The sequence below is a fragment of the Herminiimonas sp. KBW02 genome (assembly GCF_003852535.1).
Lineage (GTDB): Bacteria > Pseudomonadota > Gammaproteobacteria > Burkholderiales > Burkholderiaceae_D > Oxalicibacterium.
This window is the reverse complement of sequence record NZ_QAJP01000009.1, coordinates 1-20,573: the sequence shown is the minus strand read 5'-3', so window position 1 is coordinate 20,573 and position 20,573 is coordinate 1. Positions and strand designations below refer to the sequence as shown.

At 54.9% G+C, this 20,573-nt stretch carries 21 protein-coding genes; 11 read left to right on the top strand and 10 right to left on the bottom strand.

Annotated features, from left to right (window positions below):
- Position 1: 1 nt before the first annotated feature.
- Both DBR37_RS15840 and DBR37_RS15835 read left to right on the top strand, forming a co-directional pair.
- Entirely contained in the window at positions 2-814 is an 813-nt protein-coding gene (locus DBR37_RS15840; RefSeq protein WP_124575452.1) for a glycosyltransferase family 2 protein, read from the top strand.
- A 40-nt stretch (positions 815-854) separates the two neighbouring features.
- Positions 855-1,619 carry a glycosyltransferase gene (locus DBR37_RS15835; RefSeq protein ID WP_124575451.1) on the top strand — a complete coding sequence of 255 codons (765 nt, stop codon included), beginning with the start codon at positions 855-857 and terminating at the stop codon, positions 1,617-1,619.
- A 73-nt stretch (positions 1,620-1,692) separates the two neighbouring features.
- Here the strand turns inward: DBR37_RS15835 and rng are convergent, their stop codons facing one another.
- From rng to DBR37_RS15795, 8 genes are all read right to left on the bottom strand, one after another.
- The gene (rng, locus tag DBR37_RS15830) at positions 1,693-3,156 is read right to left on the bottom strand and encodes a ribonuclease G (protein WP_124575450.1); all 1,464 of its coding nucleotides are present in this window, start codon (positions 3,154-3,156) and stop codon (positions 1,693-1,695) included.
- Positions 3,153-3,773 carry a nucleoside triphosphate pyrophosphatase gene (locus DBR37_RS15825; protein WP_124575449.1) on the bottom strand — a complete coding sequence of 207 codons (621 nt, stop codon included), beginning with the start codon at positions 3,771-3,773 and terminating at the stop codon, positions 3,153-3,155. The genes rng and DBR37_RS15825 overlap by 4 nt, the downstream gene beginning before the upstream one ends.
- Positions 3,774-3,780: 7 nt before the next feature.
- On the bottom strand, positions 3,781-4,251 hold the full coding sequence (gene rlmH, locus DBR37_RS15820) for a 23S rRNA (pseudouridine(1915)-N(3))-methyltransferase RlmH (RefSeq protein WP_124575448.1): 471 nt from the start codon (positions 4,249-4,251) through the stop codon (positions 3,781-3,783).
- Positions 4,252-4,263: 12 nt separating this feature from the next.
- A complete protein-coding gene (rsfS, locus tag DBR37_RS15815; protein ID WP_124575447.1) occupies positions 4,264-4,926 on the bottom strand; it encodes a ribosome silencing factor in 663 nt (220 codons plus the stop codon).
- Positions 4,926-5,597 (bottom strand): nicotinate-nucleotide adenylyltransferase, encoded by a 672-nt coding sequence (locus DBR37_RS15810; protein WP_124575446.1) that lies wholly within the window; start codon positions 5,595-5,597, stop codon positions 4,926-4,928. The genes rsfS and DBR37_RS15810 overlap by 1 nt, the downstream gene beginning before the upstream one ends.
- Before the next feature lies 1 nt (position 5,598).
- The gene (hemF, locus tag DBR37_RS15805) at positions 5,599-6,597 is read right to left on the bottom strand and encodes an oxygen-dependent coproporphyrinogen oxidase (RefSeq protein WP_124575445.1); all 999 of its coding nucleotides are present in this window, start codon (positions 6,595-6,597) and stop codon (positions 5,599-5,601) included.
- A gap of 42 nt (positions 6,598-6,639) precedes the next feature.
- On the bottom strand, positions 6,640-7,911 hold the full coding sequence (purD, locus tag DBR37_RS15800) for a phosphoribosylamine--glycine ligase (RefSeq protein ID WP_124575444.1): 1,272 nt from the start codon (positions 7,909-7,911) through the stop codon (positions 6,640-6,642).
- 141 nt (positions 7,912-8,052) lie between these two features.
- Entirely contained in the window at positions 8,053-8,778 is a 726-nt protein-coding gene (locus tag DBR37_RS15795) for a YebC/PmpR family DNA-binding transcriptional regulator (protein ID WP_124575443.1), read from the bottom strand.
- A gap of 90 nt (positions 8,779-8,868) precedes the next feature.
- Between DBR37_RS15795 and DBR37_RS15790 the strand changes: the two genes are divergently transcribed.
- Positions 8,869-10,374, top strand: a complete 1,506-nt coding sequence (locus tag DBR37_RS15790; RefSeq protein WP_124575442.1) for a helicase HerA-like C-terminal domain-containing protein — start codon at positions 8,869-8,871, stop codon at positions 10,372-10,374.
- Positions 10,375-10,429: 55 nt separating this feature from the next.
- On the opposite strand, the gene DBR37_RS15785 is transcribed toward DBR37_RS15790, so the two are convergent.
- Positions 10,430-11,335 carry a LysR family transcriptional regulator gene (locus DBR37_RS15785; RefSeq protein ID WP_124575441.1) on the bottom strand — a complete coding sequence of 302 codons (906 nt, stop codon included), beginning with the start codon at positions 11,333-11,335 and terminating at the stop codon, positions 10,430-10,432.
- Positions 11,336-11,512: 177 nt separating this feature from the next.
- On the opposite strand from DBR37_RS15785, the gene DBR37_RS15780 reads away from it, so the two are divergent.
- From DBR37_RS15780 to DBR37_RS17205, 6 genes are all read left to right on the top strand, one after another.
- Positions 11,513-12,127: an FMN-dependent NADH-azoreductase gene (locus tag DBR37_RS15780; RefSeq protein ID WP_124575440.1), complete on the top strand. Its 615-nt coding sequence runs from the start codon at positions 11,513-11,515 to the stop codon at positions 12,125-12,127.
- Between the two features lie 84 nt (positions 12,128-12,211).
- Positions 12,212-12,850 (top strand): GTP cyclohydrolase II, encoded by a 639-nt coding sequence (gene ribA / locus DBR37_RS15775; RefSeq protein WP_124575439.1) that lies wholly within the window; start codon positions 12,212-12,214, stop codon positions 12,848-12,850.
- A gap of 70 nt (positions 12,851-12,920) precedes the next feature.
- Positions 12,921-13,826: a DMT family transporter gene (locus tag DBR37_RS15770; protein WP_124575438.1), complete on the top strand. Its 906-nt coding sequence runs from the start codon at positions 12,921-12,923 to the stop codon at positions 13,824-13,826.
- A 9-nt stretch (positions 13,827-13,835) separates the two neighbouring features.
- Positions 13,836-14,615: an SDR family oxidoreductase gene (locus DBR37_RS15765; protein WP_124575437.1), complete on the top strand. Its 780-nt coding sequence runs from the start codon at positions 13,836-13,838 to the stop codon at positions 14,613-14,615.
- Between the two features lie 34 nt (positions 14,616-14,649).
- A complete protein-coding gene (locus tag DBR37_RS15760) occupies positions 14,650-15,624 on the top strand; it encodes a quinone oxidoreductase (protein ID WP_124575436.1) in 975 nt (324 codons plus the stop codon).
- Positions 15,625-15,634: 10 nt separating this feature from the next.
- Positions 15,635-15,793 (top strand): hypothetical protein, encoded by a 159-nt coding sequence (locus DBR37_RS17205; protein ID WP_199739140.1) that lies wholly within the window; start codon positions 15,635-15,637, stop codon positions 15,791-15,793.
- A gap of 81 nt (positions 15,794-15,874) precedes the next feature.
- Here the strand turns inward: DBR37_RS17205 and DBR37_RS15755 are convergent, their stop codons facing one another.
- Positions 15,875-16,492 carry a DUF4136 domain-containing protein gene (locus tag DBR37_RS15755; RefSeq protein WP_124575435.1) on the bottom strand — a complete coding sequence of 206 codons (618 nt, stop codon included), beginning with the start codon at positions 16,490-16,492 and terminating at the stop codon, positions 15,875-15,877.
- Positions 16,493-16,728: 236 nt separating this feature from the next.
- Between DBR37_RS15755 and pepN the strand changes: the two genes are divergently transcribed.
- Both pepN and DBR37_RS15745 read left to right on the top strand, forming a co-directional pair.
- Positions 16,729-19,383 (top strand): aminopeptidase N, encoded by a 2,655-nt coding sequence (pepN, locus tag DBR37_RS15750; RefSeq protein WP_124575434.1) that lies wholly within the window; start codon positions 16,729-16,731, stop codon positions 19,381-19,383.
- 98 nt (positions 19,384-19,481) lie between these two features.
- The gene (locus tag DBR37_RS15745; protein WP_124575433.1) at positions 19,482-20,486 is read left to right on the top strand and encodes a class 1 fructose-bisphosphatase; all 1,005 of its coding nucleotides are present in this window, start codon (positions 19,482-19,484) and stop codon (positions 20,484-20,486) included.
- Positions 20,487-20,573: the final 87 nt, after the last annotated feature.

Sequence of the window (20,573 nt, the reverse complement as noted above, 5' to 3'; positions counted from 1 at the left end):
AATGAACGCATCTGTCATTTTAAGTACCTATAACTCTATCGAGTGGCTGGAAAAAGTCCTGTGGGGATATAGCGCCCAGACTTATACCGACTTTGAAATCGTCATCGCCGATGACGGTTCGAGGGAGGAGACGCGCCAGCGTATCGAAGAGTTAAAGGCTTTGATTGCGATTCCTATCGTGCACGTCTGGCATCCGGATGATGGCTTTCAAAAGACCAAGATTTTGAACAAGGCGATACTCGCGTCTCGTTCTGACTACCTGATCTTTACCGATGGTGATTGCGTGCCGCGCAAGGATTTCGTGGCGACGCATATGCAGTATCGTAAACCCGGTTATTTCCTGTCCGGCGGTTACTTCAAACTGCCTATGGATATCTCTAAGGCGATCACAAAAGAAGATATCCTGCAGCAAAATTGTTTTGATTTGAATTGGCTGAAGGCACGCGGATTCAAGTCGAGTATCAAGAGCCTGAAGCTGACGGCACAAGGTGTGGGTGCAAAAATACTGAATGCGCTGACACCGACCAAGGCCACCTGGAACGGTGCCAACGCATCGGGCTGGAAAGCAGATTTGCTGGCCAGTCATGGCTTTAATGAAGAAATGCAGTATGGTGGCGAAGATCGCGAGCTGGGTGAGCGCCTGATGAATATGGGTTTGTCATCCAGGCAAATCCGTTACAGTGCAATCTGTGTACACCTGGATCACGCGCGCGGTTATGTGTCGGAAGAAGCATGGAAGAAGAATGATGCGATCCGCGCCCACACCAAAGCTAACAAGCTGACGAAAACGCCGAACGGGATTAAGTCCGTTTAGTTTGAAGTAAATTCCTAATGCAGTACGCTGGAGAAAATGTATGACAGAGAAGGCCAATATGGAACATGTTGCAGTCGGTAATGAGCGCGTTATCCTGTGCATGAAATGGGGCACGAAGTACGGCCCGGAATACGTGAATCGCCTGTACGCGATGGTGCGTCGTAACCTGACCGGCGATTTTCGCTTTGTCTGCCTGACGGATGACGGCACCGGCATCCGTTCCGAAGTCGAATGTTTCCCTATTCCTGATCTGAAGCTGCCGGATGGTTTGCCGGAGCGTGGCTGGAAGAAGCTGACTACCTTCGAAGCCGACCTGCATGGCTTGACCGGTACCGCATTGTTCCTCGACGTTGACGTCGTGATTACCGACAAGATCGATGCCTTCTTTGAATATCCAGGCGAATTCCTGATTATTCATGACTGGAAACGTCCATGGCGTGTGACGGGTAACTCATCCGTCTATCGCTTCAAACTGGGCGCACATGCCGACGTCTTGCAGCAATTCCGTACCACGCAGGCGGATGCGCGCAGTGCTTTCCGCAATGAACAGGCTTTCCTGTCTGATGTGCTGCACAAGCAGGGCAAGCTGAGTTACTGGCCGGCTTCGTGGTGCTGCAGCTATAAATACCATTGCATCCCGACCTGGCCGACCAATTACTGGCGTGAACCGTTCGTGCCTGCAGATACCAAGATCGTAATCTTCCACGGTGAAGTGAATCCACCGGATGCACTGGAAGGGCGACGTAACCGTGCACTGCGTTTTGTGCGCAAGGCACCATGGATCGCGAATTACTGGAAAGAGTAAAAGCGATCCGCAGTACAAATAAAAACGGAGCCAGTGAAATGGCTCCGTTTTTTATTGCGGCAAGCTGCGTGACTTACATCAGGATGACGTCGTACTGTTCCTGGTGGTACACCGTCTCTACCTGCAATGAAATCGGTTTACCCAGGAAGGCGCCCAGCATGGCCAGATGCTGGGATTCTTCTTCGAGGAACATGTCGATGACGACTTGCGACGCCAGAATGCGGAATTCGCGCGGATTGAACTGCTTCGCTTCACGTGTCAGTTCGCGCAGGATCTCGTAACAGATCGTGCGTGCAGTTTTGACCTGGCCTTTGCCGCTACATGCAGGACAGGGCTCACACAGGATATGCGCCAGCGATTCGCGTGTGCGTTTGCGCGTCATCTCGACCAGGCCCAGCGCGGAAAAGCCGGATACTGATACCTTGGTGCGATCGCGTGCGAGAGCACGGTTCAACTCATTCAGCACGGCGCTCTTGTGTTCGGCATTTTCCATGTCGATGAAATCGAGGATCATGATGCCGCCCAGATTGCGCAGGCGTAGCTGGCGCGCGATGGCGTGCGACGCTTCCAGATTGGTTTTGAAAATCGTATCGTCGAAATTACGGCCGTTGACGAAGCTGCCGGTATTCACGTCGATGGTCGTCATCGCTTCGGTCTGATCGACGATCAGGTAGCCGCCGGATTTCAAATCAACGCGACGTCCGAGTGCGCGCTGGATTTCTTCTTCCACGCCGTACAAATCGAACAGTGGTCGTTCGCCGGGATAGTGCGCCAGCTTGGGTAACAGTGATGGCGTATAGAGTTCGGCGAACTGTTGCAGCTTCAGGTAGTTCTCGCGTGAGTCAACCTGGATGCTGGCGGTTTCGTCATTGACGAAGTCGCGCATCACACGTTGTGCCAGGTCCAGATCCTGATACAGCAGGGCTGGTGCGGGTTTGGTCTTCGCTTGCTGGAGGATATTGGCCCAGGTTTTGCGCAAGTATTCGACGTCCGACTGCAGGTCGGCATCGGAGGCATCTTCCGCCATGGTACGGATGATGAAGCCGCCTTTTTCTTCCGGCAGTATCAGCTTCTGTACTTTCTCACGCAGGATTTCCCGTTCCACTTCGTTTTCTATGCGTTGCGAAATACCGATGTGCGATTCCTGCGGCAGGTACACCAGCATGCGTCCGGCGATCGAAATCTGTGTCGACAGGCGCGCACCCTTGGTGCCGATAGGATCCTTGATAACTTGTACGGTGACAGACTGGCCGTCGTACAGCATGCGTTCAATCGGCGTCGGCGAACTGGGTGGACTCTCATTCGAACGGGCGTCCCAGATATCGGCGACATGCAGGAAGGCCGCACGTTCCAGCCCGATATCGACGAAGGCGGATTGCATGCCCGGCAGTACGCGCACGACTTTGCCGAGATAAATATTGCCGGCCATGCCGCGTGACAAGGTACGTTCGACGTGCAGTTCCTGGACTGCGCCTTGCAAGACCAGGGCGACGCGGGTTTCCTGCGGCGTCACGTTGACGAGAATATCTTCACTCATAGAATGTGGATCCCTGCCTGTTCCAATAATTTTCCGGTTTCAAAGATGGGCAGACCCATAATGCCTGAATAACTGCCGGCGATGTCTTGAATGAAGAGTGCGGCCTGGCCCTGGATGCCATAACCGCCTGCCTTGTCATACGGCTCAGAGGTCGCGCAATAGGCGCGTATGACCTGATCCGGCAAGGCAGCAAACGCGACGTCGGAGCGCTGCGTCAGTTGAAAGGTTTTGTCGTCGTGCAGGATCGCAATGTGCGTCAACACCTGGTGTGTGCGTCCGGAGAGCGAACGCAGCATATCTATCGCTTCGGCTTCATTGGCAGGTTTTCCGAGGATGCGGCCATCGAGTACCACGGTGGTATCCGCCGCGAGTATCGGGCGTATCGGTAATTTGCGCCACCACATGGTTTTTTGTGCGAACGCTGCTTTTTCCAAAGTAACGCGGGCGACATAGTCTTCAGCGCGTTCATCCGGCAACACGATTTCTGTGACTTCAGGTCCGCGTGGGGTTTGGTCGCGCAGCAGGAGTAATTCGAATTCTATGCCCATTTGCCGCAGCAATTCGCGACGGCGCGGGCTTTTGGAGGCCAGATAAATTTTCTTAGGCAGAGGTTTCATACGGCCATTACACCCGATGATAAGGATGGTTTTGCGTGATGGACCAGGCGCGATACAACTGTTCGGCCAGCATCACGCGCACCATGCCGTGCGGTAGCGTCATGCTGGAGATGCGGATCAGCATATCGGCGTTCTTTTTGAATTCGGCATCCAGGCCATCCGCGCCGCCTATGATGAAGGCGACATCGCGGCCATCCTGCTGCCATTGCGTCAGCATTTGCGCCAGTTGTACCGAAGTCAGGTCTTTACCGTGTTCGTCCAGCGCGATGATGCGGGCGCCTTTCGGCAGCACTGCTTCGATCTTGGCACGTTCGAGTGCCATCGCAGTCTCAGCGGTTTTACTGCCGGAACGTTCAACCGGTTTGATTTCTTTGAGGTGAACGCGGCAGTCGGACGGCATGCGTTTCACATACTCGCCGAAGCCGCTTTCTATCCAGGCGGGCATCTTATGCCCAACCGCAGCGATGACGAGCTGCATAGGCGGGTCCGCTTACTCTGCAGTTTTGGCTTTAGGCTTGGCCGGTGCGCGAACTTTGGCGGCTGCCTTGCTCGCTACCTTCTTGGCCGGCGCTTTTTTCGGTGCTGCCTTTTTATAGGCTTCTGCAGTTTTGGTTGCGGCTACCTTAATGGTTTTACCTACGGCTTTTTTGGCCGGTGCTTTTTTCGCTGGTGTTTTGGCTGCAGCGGTTTTGCGCGCCGGTTTTTTCGGCTCGTCGTCGTCCAGTGTAGTCTGGCTTGCGGCCAGGTGGCGACCGGCAGCTTTCTTCGGTGCTTCGTCCTCGTCGCCCGCGGCACGTTTCGATGTGCGTTTGGCGGCGCCGAATTTAACTTCTTTCTCGCCCCAGATTTCTTCCAGGCGGTAGTAAGCGCGGATCGCTGGTTGCATGATGTGGACGATCATGTCGCCCAGATCGACCAGTACCCACTCGCCGGTGTCTTCGCCTTCGATGCTGACGATTTCACCGCCGTTGGCTTTGACTTTGTCGCGTACGGATGCTGCCAGCGCCTTGGTTTGGCGGTTGGAGGTACCTGAGGCAACAGCGATACGGTCAAACAGGCTGGTCAGATGTACGGTATCGAACACCTTGATATCCTGTGCTTTGACGTCTTCCAGTGCGTCGATTACCAGGGCTTGCAGTTTTTTGATGTCCATTAGCTTTTATATAGGTGATGTTGTTCAATATAGTCTAGCACCCCGGGAGGCACCAGCGAAATCGGTCGTTCTCCGCGTTGCAACGCGGCGCGGATTCCGGTGGCCGAAATATCGACCGCCAGATTGGGTGCAAGATAGGCCAGGCCTTGCGGGGTGCTGCGTATTTGTTCCGGCGTGCCTGCGCGTCGGGTGAATTCCTGGTTCACCACGGCCGGTACATGTGCTGCATCCATCGCGAAACCCGGGCGCGAGGCAGCGCATATATGCGCATAGTCAAACATGTGTTGCCATTCCTGCCATGTATTCAGGTGTTGCAATTGGTCGGCGCCCATCAGGAAAATGATGGAAACCTGCGGCCCCAGTTCCTCGCGGACCGCACGCAGGGTGTCTATCGTATAGGTTGCGCTATCACGCTGGATTTCTTGCTGATCGATACAAACAGCGGTTTTTTGCGCGCTAAAGGCAGTGCGCACCATCGCTACACGGTCGATCCCGGTGGCCTGCAAACCATGTTTTTGCCACGGATTTCCGGCTGGGATGACGCGTAACTCATCCGGTTTCAGCAAGTCTACGAAATAGTTCGCCAGCGCAACATGGCCGTTGTGCACCGGATCAAAGCTGCCGCCGAGTATGGCTACGCAGCGCGTAGTGGCTAGGGCCGGGGTCTTCACTTCAGACCCAATCGCGATGTATCAGGAAGTCGGAATACAGGCGGGCTTCCGCGCTACCGGCTTCCGGTTGCCAATTGTAGCGCCATGTTACCACTGGTGGCATCGACATCAGGATAGATTCGGTGCGCCCGCCCGATTGCAGGCCAAATAAAGTGCCGCGATCGAACACCAGGTTAAATTCTACATAGCGTCCGCGGCGATAGGTCTGGAAGTCGCGTTCACGTTCGCCGTAAGCCATATCCTTGCGTTTTTGCAGGATGGGCAGGTAGGCGTCGATGAAGCGGTCGCCGACACTTTGCTGCAAGGCGAAGCATTGCGCGAAATCCGGCGTATTCAAATCATCGAAGAAAATACCGCCGACGCCGCGTGGTTCCTGCCGGTGCTTCAGGTAAAAATAATCGTCACACCATTTCTTATAGCGCGGATGCACATCGTCACCGAAGGCTTGCAGCGCGTCGCGGCAAGTTTGATGGAAGTGCTGCGCATCTTCTTCAAAGCCGTAATACGGCGTCAGGTCCATGCCGCCGCCAAACCACCAGATCGGATCCTGGCCTTCTGCCGTCGCGGTAAAGAAGCGTACATTCATATGCACGGTAGGTGCATATGGATTGCGCGGATGCAGTACCAGCGACACACCCATGGCTTCCCAATTGCGTCCGGCCAGTTCCGGGCGATTGGCCGCCGCGGAAGGCGGCAGGTTCTTGCCCATCACATGCGAAAAGCCGACGCCGCCCCGTTCGAACACATTGCCGTTTTCGATAATGCGCGAAATGCCGCCACCACCTTCCGGTCGTTGCCAGCTATCGGTGCCGAAGCTCTGGCCGTCAACAGCCTCCAGCGCAGCGACGATGCGCGCTTGCAGGCCCAGCAGATATTCTTTGACAGCAGCGGGTGTGGGGAGGGAAGGGGTCACTATATAAAGGCTAAAAAGGTTTAGGGCGGATTGTACCTTGTGCGCGGTACTTGCCGGAATACGACGCCCTGAATGCAGCAAGGTCATTCCCGCCTGCGCCGGAATGACCTTGCTTGAACTGCTTTACGCTCAGGAGCGTTTCAGTGCGCGCCAGCCGATGTCGCGGCGGAATTGTGCGCCGTCGAAATGGATCTGGTCGAGAACCTGATATGCCTGCTTTTGCGCAACCTTGACGCTGTCACCAAGACCAACTACGCACAGGACGCGGCCACCGGTGGTGGTCAGCTGGTCGTTGTTGAGTGCGGTACCAGCGTGGAAGGTGACGCTGTCTGCGTTCTCTGCCGGGATGCCGCTGATGACGTCGCCTTTGCGTGGTGCATCCGGATAACCGGCAGCAGCCATCACAACGCCGAGTGCGGTACGACGATCCCATTCCAGTTCGATCGTATCCAGTGTGCCGTTGACGGCATGTTCCATCACGCCGACCAGGTCGGTTTTCAGGCGCGCCATGATAGGTTGTGTTTCCGGATCACCCATGCGGCAGTTGAATTCCAGCGTTTTTGGATTGCCCTTGTCATCTATCATCAGGCCCGCATACAGGAAGCCGGAGAATGGAATGCCATCCTTGGCCATACCTTGTACGGTCGGCTGGATGATTTCACGCATCACGCGTGCATGCAGAGCAGGGGTTACGATAGGTGCAGGCGAGTACGCGCCCATGCCGCCGGTGTTCGGGCCTTCATCATTGTCTTGCAGACGTTTGTGATCCTGGCTGGTGGCCAGCGGCAAGATGTTTTTGCCATCGACCATGACGATGAAGCTGGCTTCTTCACCTGACAGGAACTCTTCAATCACCACGCGCGCGCCGGCATCGCCGAGTTTGTTATCGGACAGCATCATATCGACAGCCTGATGCGCTTCGTCCAGTGACATTGCGACGACTACGCCTTTACCGGCAGCCAGGCCGTCGGCCTTGATGACGATAGGTGCACCTTTTTGATTGATGTAATCGTGCGCTGCGCTCACTTCGGAGAAAGTCTGGTATTCCGCGGTCGGGATCGCGTGACGTTGCATGAAGGACTTGGCAAAGTCTTTCGAGCTTTCGAGTTGCGCGGCTTCCTTGGTCGGGCCAAAAATCTTCAGGCCCTGGTTGCGGAAGATATTCACGATGCCGGCCGCCAGCGGGGTTTCCGGGCCGACTACGGTCAGCGCGATGTGTTCCTGCAATGCGAATTGCGCGAGTTCCTGCGGATCGGTGATCGCAACATTCTTCAATCTGTCGTCCAGCGCGGTGCCGCCGTTGCCGGGTGCAACATAAACGGTTTGGATACGTTCGGATTGGGCCAACTTCCAAGCCAGTGCGTGTTCGCGGCCGCCTGAGCCGACTACCAGAATTTTCATGTGATTACTTTTCAAAATTGCGGCATCGCTGTGTTGCGCTGCCGCTGGTTACTTTGCTTATTCTTATGCGCTGCTGTATTGCCTGTGACTATTTTGCGTCATTAAAAAAAGCGGAGTGGGTCCGCTTTCTTTGACGGTTGCTTAGCCTTCGATGACTGCGTTGGTATAGATCTCTTGTACGTCGTCGAGATTTTCCAGCGCATCCAGCAATTTTTGCATCTTGATCGCGTCATCGCCCTGGAACACGGTTTCGGTCGCCGGTTTCATCACGACTTCTGCCAGATCAGCCTTGAAGCCAGCTGCTGCCAGTGCATCCTTGACCGCCGAAAAATCATGCGGTGGGCACACTACTTCGATGCCGCCTTCTTCATCGGTGGTGACATCGTCGGCGCCTGCTTCCAGCGCAGCTTCCATCAATTTGTCTTCATCGGTACCCGGGGCAAAGAAAAACTGGCCGCAATGCTTGAACATGAAAGCGACCGAGCCTTCGGTGCCCATATTGCCGCCGAATTTGGCGAACGCATGGCGCACCTCAGCGACAGTACGGACGCGGTTGTCGGTCATGCAGTCCACCAGTACGGCTGCACCGTTGATGCCGTAACCTTCGTAACGGATCTCTTCGTAATTGACGCCTTCCAGACCGCCGCTGCCGCGCTGGATCGCGCGCGTGACGTTGTCTTTCGGCATATTGGCATCGGCCGCCTTGTCGACTGCCAGGCGTAAACGCGGATTGGCTGCGACATCGCCGCCGCCCATGCGTGCTGCAACCGTGATCTCCTTGATCAGGCGGGTCCAGATTTTGCCTCGTCTTTCGTCTTGACGGCCCTTACGATGCTGAATATTGGCCCATTTGCTATGTCCTGCCATGACGAATCTTTCCCGATGAGTTAGCTATAATGAAGCGCGGATTTTACCATATCGCCCCCGCTGCAAACCGACCCACCTTTGGACCAGACCATGCCAAATCCTCTGCTGATTGCTAAAAACAAAGAACATGAATTAACGCTGCTGCCTGAGCTTGCCAATCGGCATGGTTGTATCACCGGGGCAACCGGTACCGGTAAGACCGTGACGCTGCAGACTCTGGCGCAGGCCTTGTCAGATATAGGCGTACCGGTTTTCATGGCGGACGTGAAGGGCGATTTGTCGGGTATCGCCAAGGCTGGGACGGCCAGCGGCAAGGTCAAGGAACGCTTTGAGATGCTGGGGTTGGAGCAGCCAGCCTGGGCTGGTGTGCCAGTTACTTTCTGGGATGTGTATGGCGAAAAAGGCCATCCGGTACGCGCCACGATTTCCGACCTCGGCCCCTTGCTGCTGGCGCGCATGCTTAATCTCAACGATACACAACAGGGCGTGTTGCAGCTGGTATTCAAGATCGCCGACGATAACGGCTTATTGCTGCTCGATACCAAGGATTTGCGTGCGATGCTGCAGTATGTAGGCGATAACGCGGCTACTTTCCAGACTGAATACGGCAATATTTCCAGTGCCAGCATAGGTGCGATTCAACGCGGCCTGATTAGCGTTGATGAACAGGGCGGCGATAAATTCTTTGGCGAGCCTATGCTGAACATCGAGGATTTGATGCAAACCGATGCCAGGGGCAAAGGTGTGGTCAACATCCTGGCGGCGGACAAATTGATGAATTCGCCGATGCTGTACTCGACTTTCCTGCTGTGGATGCTGTCTGAACTGTTCGAACATTTGCCCGAAGTAGGCGACATGGATAAGCCGAAACTGGCTTTCTTTTTCGATGAAGCGCACTTGTTGTTCAGCGAAGCACCGAAACCATTGCTGCAAAAAATCGAACAAGTTGTGCGTCTGATCCGTTCCAAAGGCGTCGGCGTCTATTTCGTCACGCAAAACCCGCTGGATATTCCAGACACGGTACTCGGCCAGCTCGGTAATCGTGTACAACATGCGTTGCGCGCCTATACGCCGCGCGACCAGAAAGCAGTGCAGGCGGCAGCGCAAACTTTCCGTCCGAATCCGGCGCTGGATGTGGTGCAGGTCATTACGGAACTGGGTGTAGGCGAGGCACTGGTGTCTTTCCTCGATGAAAAAGGTCGTCCGACCATCGTTGAGCGCGGCTACGTGTTGCCGCCGGCATCGCAGATAGGCCCGATCACCGAAGCCGAGCGTGCTGCGCTGATTGCATCTTCCGTGGTTGCAGGTGTCTACGAAAAAGCAGTTGATCGTGAATCTGCCTATGAGAAGCTCAAGGCAAGAGCGGCGCAGGGCCAGGAAGCTGCCACCAAGGAAGAGGAAGAAGAAGGTGGTTTAGGCGGCATGCTGGGTGGCATATTCGGCGGCAGCTCGAATGGCGGCGCCAAAAAAGGTGGTGGCCGTCGCAGCGATACGGTAGTGGAAGCGATGTTGAAATCTGCGGTACGCACCATGGGTTCAACCGCTGGTCGTGAAATCATCCGTGGTGTACTCGGTTCGCTGCTGAAGAAAAAATAAGTTGTTTGCAGCTGTCGTCATTGCGGCATATGCAGCAATGACGACAGCTGCGGTTTTACGCTTCTTCGGGGGGATGATCGACGAAGTACTGCATCAGCCAGCGTCCGGCCACGCCCGGCGCTTCATCGACCCTGTTAATCATATGCAGCGAATACTGACCACTGATCATGTGCGCCAGTTGCAGATGCACCAGACGACCACTCTGCAGGTCGGCCTTGATCATTTCTTCCGGCATCGAACCCCAGCCCAGGCCATTCAACAACAGCATGTGCTTGGCACCAAGGTCGCCGAGACGCCAGTCGCGCAGTGCAATCACGCCAAAATTCTGTCCGGAAGTCAGCTGGCTTCGATCCGTCAGTACCAACTGAATGTGGTCGCGTGCGACCTCGGTCGGGATAACGCCTGTCATTTTGCCGAGTGGGTGATCGGGCGATGCGACCGGGATCATCTTGATATGCCCTAATTGCTGATGCTGGAAGGTATCTGAGAAATCCAGCATGGGACCCGTAATGCCGATCTGGCACACCCGTTCACTGACCAGATGCATGACCGCGCCCAGCGCTTCTATGCGCAGGCGCAGCGCAATGGTCGGGAATTCGCGCTGGAATGCTTCCAGTGCCCGCACCAGTCGGCAGTTCGGAAACATCACGTCCACTACCAGCGACACTTCCGCTTCCAGCCCCTGCGCCAGGGTTTTGGCGCGCGCCCGCATGGCATCCACTTTCATGCCAACGGTACGCGCATCGGCCAGCAAAGCCTTGCCCGCTTCAGTCAAGGTTGGTTTGCGCTTACTACGGTCGAAAAGCTCTACATTCAACTGTGCTTCCAGATTGGCGATGGTGTAGCTGATGACCGACTGGGTGCGGTGCAGCTCACGTGCGGCACGCGAAAAGCTGCCGCAGTCGATGACGGCAACGAAGACGCGCAACTGGTCGAGGGTGGGGAGGCCGGGTTCTCTCATATCGAAATTATCGATGATAATAAGTTAAACAATGTGGGTTTTCTTGATGCTAATCCTGTTCTACGATGGTTGCAAGAAATCAGTCATCACTGATTTGGCAAAAAACACGTCGGACAGCGACCTAAATATTAGTTACGAACGCTCAAGACATCACCTGACCAGAAAGCGAGTTTTATCATGACCAAGATCCTCAACGTTAATAGCAGCGTACGTAACGGCGATTCAGTTTCCCGCAAGGCAACTGCCGAATTCATCAACAAATGGAAAACCAAAGAGCCTAACGCAGTGGTCGTTGATCGCGACGTCGCAGCGCAACCTTTGCCACATCTGGACGGACAGACCCTGGGCGCATTCTTCACCCCAGCGGAAAACCGCACAGCAGAACAGGCGCAAATCGCCAAACTGTCGGAAACCCTGGTACAAGAGCTTTTTGACGCGGACGTGATCGTAATCGGCGCTCCCATGTACAATTTCTCTATTACATCGGGTCTGAAAGCCTGGATAGACCATGTTGCCCGTGCCGGCGTGACCTTTAAATATACAGAGCAAGGCCCGGTTGGCCTGCTGACTGGTAAAAAAGTCTATATATTTACTGCCAGCGGTGGCGTCTACAGCGAAGGTCCGGCGCAAGCCATGGACTACACCAGCACCTATTTGCGTGCTGTTCTTGGCTTCATCGGCCTGACTGATGTGACATTTATTCAGAGCGAAGGTATCGCAATGGGTGCGGAAGGCGTGCAAAAAGCGCAAGCCAAAACCAGCGACGCAATAAACGAATTGCTCGCAGCCTGATATCCTTCGTCTTCTGAGCAACAATGCGGTAAATGCCGATGGTCGGTATTTACCGCATTTGCTGGTTGATTGAAGCGTTTACTCATGAATACAAGTCTTACCCCGAATGCCGCCGTGGAAGCGGCAGTCTCCTCTGAAGTTGAACTCGATTACGCTGCGTCGTGCGAATTGCCGACGCCGTGGGCAAGCTTTCGCCTGCATGCTTTTGTCGAACCTGGCACCGGCAAGGAGCACGTCGCCATTACGCTGGGCGATGTCACGGACGGCGAGCCGGTATTGTCGCGCATTCACTCCGAATGCCTGACTGGTGACGGCTTGTTCAGCCTGCGTTGTGATTGCGGCCCGCAACTGGAAGCCGCGTTGAAGCGTATTGCCGAAGAGGGGCGGGGCGCCTTGTTTTATTTGCGCCAGGAAGGACGCGGCATCGGCCTCGTCAATAAAATCCGTGCTTATCAATTGCAGGATGCCGGTGCCGATACGGTCGAGGCGAATGAAGCGCTGGGTTTCAAACCGGATCAACGTAACTACAAGCTGTGTCAGCCTATGTTGCGCCACCTGAAGATTTCGGCACTGCGCCTGATGACGAACAATCCACGCAAGATCAAGGCGATGGAACAACTCGGCGTCAAAGTGGTGGAGCGCGTACCGCTGGTGATTACGCGTAATCCGTTTAACGAGCGTTATCTGACCACCAAGGCGGCCAAACTCGGCCACCTGTTCTAAGTCGGGCAGGGGGAACTGGTCATTTTGGCGGGCGGCGACGTGAAAGTCGCTTAACCTTTAAAATGACGGGATGGCCGATTCCACTTCCTCCGAACGCAAACAATTCCTCATAGGTCTGACGATCGCGCTGCTGGGCGCGATTTTGTTTTCTACCAAAGCAATTGTGGCCAAACTCATCTATCGCTACGGGGTGGATGCCGTTACGCTGATTGCTTTTCGCATGATCTTTTCGCTGCCTTTCTTCATCGCCATCGGCGCATGGAAGGCGCGCACGGCGGTTCCGTTGACACGTGCGGAAAAAGGGCAAATCGTTATCCTGGGTTTGCTCGGCTACTACCTCTCCAGTTTTCTTGATTTCCTCGGCCTGCAATATATTTCCGTCGGGCTGGAACGCCTGATCCTGTTTCTGACGCCGTCCTTCGTGTTGCTGATTTCCATCTTCGTCATGAAGCGGAAAATCACCATGCTGGAATGGGCAGCCCTCGGCATTTCCTATCTTGGTACGGTGCTGGTGTTTGTGCATGACGCACGCATCGGCGGTTCCAACGTCGCACTCGGCAGCTTGCTGGTACTGGGTAGTGCCATTTCCTATGCGATTTATTTACTCGGTTCAGGTGAGTTGGTGAAGCGGGTCGGCGCCTTGCGTCTGGTGGCATACGCGATGTGTGTTTCGAGCGTCGCCTGCATTGTGCAATTCTTTGTCCTGCGTCCGGCCTCGACGCTGATACAGCCGATGGCGGTGTATGGCTTGTCGATGATTAATGGATTCTTCTGTACAGTGATGCCAGTGTTCCTGACCATGATAGCGGTTGATCGCATCGGTGCGGCGACGGCTTCGCAGGCGGGCATGATAGGCCCGGTTTCCATCCTGTTCCTGGCTGCACTGATACTTGATGAGCCGATTACCGGCATACAGTTGGCAGGAACCGCGCTGGTACTGTGCGGTATTTATCTCTTATCTAAAAAACGTGTGTAGGACGACTAAATGGATTTAGGCATACGAGGGAAATCGGCATTGGTCTGCGGTGCGAGTCGCGGGTTGGGTCGTGGTTGCGCCGAAGCGCTGGCGGCGGAAGGTGTGAATGTCACGCTGGTGGCGCGCAACCTGGAGGTCCTGCAAGCCAGCGCCAGCGAAATTCGCGCCGTATCAGACAGCATGATTACCATCGTGGCGTGCGACATTGCGACTGAGGAAGGACGTGCGCAGGCACTGTCGGTGTGTCCGCAGCCGGATATTTTGGTCACGAATGCTGCTGGCCCACCGACGGGTGATTTTCGCGACTGGAGCCGGGATGACTGGATCGCGGCACTGGATGCGAATATGTTGACGCCTATCGAACTGATCAAGGCAACGGTGGATGGCATGATGGCGCGCGGTTTTGGGCGCATCATCAACATCACCTCGAGTGCGGTCAAGGCGCCGATAGACAGCCTGGGTTTGTCGAATGGCGCGCGCTCCGGCCTTACCGGTTTTGTTGCCGGTCTGGCGCGTAAAACAGTGGCGCGCAATGTCACCATCAATAATCTTTTGCCCGGCCCGTTTGAAACCGACAGGCTGACGGCTATATTTTCTGCCGCCGCCGCATCCAGCGGCCGCTCGGTAGAAGAAGTCAGCGCAGCACGGCGCGCGGCCAACCCGGCCAAACGCTTCGGTACACGACAAGAGTTCGGCGCGACTTGCGCATTTTTATGCAGCGTGCATGCGGGTTATATTAACGGGCAAAATATCCTGCTCGATGGCGGCGGCTATCCCGGCACGTTTTGATTCATCTCCACTTCTATATTAAAGAGAGTTGCGCATGACAAAAGCGATCAGAATTTCCGCAGTCGGTGGTCCGGAAGTAATGGAATATGTTGATGTAGACCTGCCTGCGCCGGGTCGTGGCGAAGCGCTGATCCGCCAGCATGCATGTGGCTTGAATTACATCGATGTGTATTTCCGCATGGGTACTTACCCGCAGCAGCTGCCGGCCGGACTGGGCATGGAAGGCGCGGGTGTGGTGGAAGCGGTGGGCGAAGGTGTGACGCACATCAAGCCGGGTGACCGGGTTGCTTATGCCGGGCGTCCTCCGGGCGCATATGCGGAAGCACGCGTGCTTCCGGCAGATGTATTGGTCAAATTGCCAGGTGCGATCAGTTTTGAAACTGCTGCTGCCATGATGTTGCAGGGGCTGACGGTGCAATATCTGTTCCGGCGCACTTTCCGTCTGCAGGGCGGGGAAACAATTTTGTTCCATGCGGCCGCGGGCGGCGTCGGCCTGATCGCTTGCCAATGGGCGCGTGCCCTGGGCGTGACCATGATAGGTACGGTAGGCTCGGATGAAAAAGCTGCGCTGGCAAAAGCACATGGCTGTGTACATACCATCAACTACAACAAGGAAAACTTTGTAGAGCGCGTCAAGGAAATCACTGACGGCAAAGGCGTGCCCGTGGTTTATGATTCGATCGGCAAAGATACCTTCACCGGCTCCCTCGATTGTCTGTCGCCGCTGGGCATGATGGTCAGTTTCGGCGGCGCGTCCGGCCCGGTACCGCCATTCAGCCTGAATGAACTGGCGTCGCGTGGTTCGCTGTTCGTGACCCGACCATCGCTCTTCAATTACATTGCGAAGCGCGACGACCTGGAAATGATGGCGGCGGAACTGTTTGGCATGGTGGAGAGCGGCAAGATCAAGATAGACATCAATCAGCGCTATGCGTTGAAAGATGTGGCGCAAGCCCATCGTGACCTGGAATCCCGCAAGACCACGGGTTCCACCATTTTGCTGCCATAAGGATGGCGTCATGCAAGAGTCAGACAACAATCCGATGCAGCATCCGGAAGAGCAGCCATCCGGCGCTGATGGCAATCCTAAATTTGGCCGTTTGCTGATAGTGCTGGCTTGTGGTGTGCTGATCGTGGTGGGCCTGACCTTCGGCTCGCTGGCGTATTACACGTCTTAAGTCCTTGTATCTGCACAAATAATTCCGCACCAATAAAAAAGGCGACTTAAGCAAGTCGCCTTTTTCATATGTACCTGTACATTATTCCTTGATTTCCAGGTCTATGCGTCTGGGGACGCCATTCTTGCCCGGGAAGTCGGTAAAGGCGCTACGCACCATATACGGCATCGCAAAAGCCAGCGAACCATTGCCGCCGCTGCTATGCACGGTCACGTCGTACAGTTTTTTACCGCTCTTGATGTTCGTGATCAGTACATTCAACTGACGTTGGAAGAGTTGGTACTGGACTTCACGATATTGAGTAACAGGGCCTGGATACCAGAACGGATCATAGTAGCGGCCATAGCGCCAGCCGGGACCGTAGTATGGACCGTACCAGTAAGGATCGACCACGTAAGGTTGCACTGTTCTCACATCGCGACTATCGATTTTGTAGCTCAGTGCCACCTTCAGATTGGCGGCTGCAGGTGTCGCAGCTTCGGTAAAGCCGAGTCGGGTCAGCTCAGTCCGGACCAGGTTTTCGTAGCTTTTCTCTTCCAGGTTGTTATCCTGACCAGCTTTGCGGTCAAATACATAGCTTTTATTCTGTAAGTCTGCTGGCCATTCATGGAAGGCCACCACATCTGTCCTGATGACTGATGCACAGCCACTTAATAGCAGGCTCGACAATGCGATGCCCATCAATAACCAGCGTTTCATTTTTCTTCTCCTTAAAGCAGATACGTATAGCATAGCGGTACTGGGTAAAACAGCCGTTACATTTTGTAACCGGGCAATACTTCTTATACGCAATACAGATATGGATTGTTATTCATATTCCTAATCGGCGTACGACCGCGCTTTTCCCCCTGTTATGCTCAGACAAGCAGATTCCATTTTCAATCCCATGATTGGTAAAATGACTCTTTGCTTTGCACCCACCTACACAGACTCCTATGCGCACCGACACTACTCCGACGATTTATCGTAAAGACTACACACCACCAGGCTACTGGGTTCGTACCGTCGAGATGGGTTTTGACCTCGATCCGTCGGCTACCCGTGTTGCGACCCGCATGACACTGGCACGCAATCCGGCGAGTCCGGAGCAGGCAGTGGTATTGCACGGGGAAGAACTGGAATTGGTGCAAATCCGCCTGAACGGGAAAAACCTGGGCAAGCGTGATTACAAACTGGTTGATGGCATTTTGCGCATCCCGACCAAGGCAGATGACATCACGCTGGAAATCGAAACCCTGATCCGTCCGGATAAAAATACCTCGCTGATGGGCTTGTACGTCTCCAACGGTAACTTCTTTACGCAGTGCGAAGCCGAAGGTTTCCGCAAAATCACCTATTTCCCGGATCGCCCCGACGTCATGGCGCAATACACCGTCATGCTGCGCGGTGACAAAAAGAAATACCCGGTCTTGCTGTCCAACGGCAATCTGATTGAACAGGGCGACCTTGGTGACGGTCGTCACTATGCCTTGTGGGAAGATCCGTTCAAGAAACCGTCGTATCTGTTCGCACTGGTGGCTGGTCAACTGGTGTGCCAGGAACAGACCGAAAAACTCAAATCCGGCCGTGAGGCATTGCTGCAGGTCTGGGTGGAAGAAGGCAATCTGGATAAAACCCAGCATGCGATGGATTCGCTGGTCAACAGCATCCACTGGGATGAAGAGCGTTATGGGCTGGAGCTGGATCTGGATCGTTTCATGATCGTCGCAGTCGGTGACTTCAATATGGGCGCGATGGAAAACAAGGGTTTGAATATCTTCAACACCAAGTTTGTGCTGGCCAATCCGCGCATCGCTACCGACACCGATTATGCCAATATCGAAGCGGTGGTCGGTCATGAGTACTTCCATAACTGGACCGGTAACCGTGTGACTTGCCGCGACTGGTTCCAGTTATCGCTGAAAGAAGGCCTGACCGTATTCCGTGATCAGGAATTCTCCGCCGACATGATAGGCACCGACAGTGGTCGTGCCGTCAAACGTATTGATGATGTGCGTGTGCTGCGCCAGGCGCAGTTTCCGGAAGATGCGGGTCCGATGGCGCACCCTGTACGCCCGGATTCCTTTGTTGAAATCAGTAACTTCTACACTGTCACCATTTATGAAAAAGGCGCAGAAGTCGTGCGCATGTACCAAACCTTGCTCGGTCGCGATGGTTTCCGCAAAGGGATGGATCTCTATTTCGAGCGTCATGACGGCCATGCCGTGGAATGCGATGACTTCCGCGCCGCCATGATGGACGCCAACGGGCGCGATCTGACGCAATTTGAGCGCTGGTATAGCCAGGCTGGTACGCCGCGCGTGAAAGTCACGACTTCGTACGATGCTGAAAAGCGGACTTACGACGTCACATTGGCGCAATCCTGCCCGCCGACACCCGGTCAGACGAAGAAATTGCCGTTCCACATCCCGGTAGCAATCGGTTTGCTGGATGGCCAGGGTAAAGATATGCCATTGTCATTGAATGGTCATGGCGGCCAGCCAGAAACCCTGGTGCTGGAACTGACTGCAAGCCAGCAAACCTTCCACTTCACTCAGGTCGCCGAAAAACCGGTACCTTCCTTGCTGCGTAATTTCTCTGCGCCGGTAGTGCTGGAGTATGACTACAGTGATGAGGATCTGGCCTTTCTGATGGCGCATGACAGTGACGCCTTCAATCGTTGGGAAGCAGGTCAGCGTCTGGCAACGCGTCGTTTGCTGGCGTTGACAGCAGCGGCACAACAAACCGGCAGCGCCCTGAGTGTTGATGTAGCGTTGAGCGACAGCCTGCGTGCCAGCCTGAATGATCAAACGCTGGATCCGGCTTTCCGCGAAACCGTACTGACCTTGCCGGCAGAAACGGTGATCGCCGAACAAATGGACGTCATCGATCCGCAAGCTATCCATACGGCGCGTCGTTTCCTGCGCCTTTCGCTGGCACAAGACCTGCGCCAGGATTTCAACGCTGTATATAAAGCGAACCAGACCGAAGGTGCGTATAGCCCGGATGCTGCTTCGTCCGGTAAACGTGCGCTGAAAAACCTGGCGCTCTCTTATCTGGCTGAGCTCGACGATGCGGAAGCGCATGCCCTGGCACAGGTGCAATATGACGCAGCAAACAATATGACAGATAGAATGGCATCCTTGGCAGCATTGGCAAATAGCCAGGCGCCGGGCAAGGCTGAAGCGCTGGCCCGGTTTTACAGTGATTTCGAGCAAGAGCCGCTGGTCATCGACAAATGGTTCAGCCTGCAAGCCATGGCGCGCACCACGGATGTGGCGGCAGTGCGTACCTTGATGAAGCATCCGGCTTTCTCGATCAAGAACCCGAATCGGGCGCGTAGTCTGATATTCAGCTTCTGCAATGGCAATCCGTCGCGCTTCCATGCTGCGGATGGCAGTGGTTACGCATACTGGGCGGAACAAGTGATCACACTCGATGCCATCAACCCGCAAGTGGCGGCACGTCTGGCGCGTAGCCTGGATCGCTGGCGTAAATATGCGCCTGCCTTGCAGCAAAAAATGCGCGCCGCCCTGCAGCAGGTTGCCGATACCGCCAAATTGTCGAAAGATACGCGCGAAGTGGTCAGCAAGTCCCTGGCGGCCAACTGACCGATAATAGGCGCCTATATATAGCTAAACCGGGTTTGTGCAACAAAACCGGTCATTACAGAACTAACCACAGAACCAACCAAGATTAAAAGGACCACATGAAACGTATCAGTCTCACGCAATACCTGATTGAAGAGCAGCGTCTGCACAACAACATCCCGGCAGAATTGCGTTTGCTGCTTGAGGTTGTTGCCCGCGCCTGTAAAACGATCAGCCATGCGGTCGGTAAAGGCGCGCTCGGCGAAGTGCTGGGTACGGCGCAAAGCGAGAACGTCCAGGGCGAAGTACAAAAGAAGCTGGACATCATCTCCAACGACATCCTGCTGGAAGCGAATGAATGGGGTGGTCATCTGGCGGCAATGGCGTCGGAAGAAATGGAAACCATCCATCCGATCCCGAATCGCTACCCTATGGGCGAATACCTGTTGCTGTTCGATCCGCTCGACGGCTCCAGCAATATCGACGTCAATGTATCGATCGGCACCATTTTCTCGGTGCTGAAAGCGGCCGACGGCATGGAATCACCGACCGAAGCTGACTTCCTGCAACCTGGCAGCAAGCAAGTCGTGGCTGGCTATGCAGTCTATGGCCCGCAGACGGTATTGGTGCTGACAACTGGCAACGGCGTGCAGTGCTTTACGCTGGATCGCGAAATGGGCTCATGGGTCATGACCCAGCGCAACATGCAAATCCCGGCAGATACCAAGGAATTTGCTATTAATGCATCGAATGCGCGCCACTGGCACCCGCCGGTCAAGCGCTACGTCGATGAAATGCTGGCAGGCAGCACCGGCCCGCGCGCGAAAGACTTCAATATGCGCTGGATCGCCTCAATGGTGGCAGATGTGCATCGCATCCTGAACCGTGGCGGTATCTTTATGTACCCGGCCGATGCGCGTGAACCGGACAAGCCAGGCAAGCTGCGCCTGATGTATGAAGCCAACCCTATGGCCTTCATCGTCGAGCAGGCAGGCGGCGCAGCGACGGACGGGCAACAGCGCATCCTCGATATCCAGCCGGAAAAGCTGCATCAGCGTGTACCGGTCTTCCTCGGATCGAAGAATGAAGTAGAGCTGGTCACCAGTTATCACAAGGCAAAATAAGCTTCCTCTATATAGGGAAGTTCTCTCGGTAAAAGCGCTTTTGAAAAAGATTTAAATTATTTCCTCAAAAGCGCTTGCCAAGTTCAA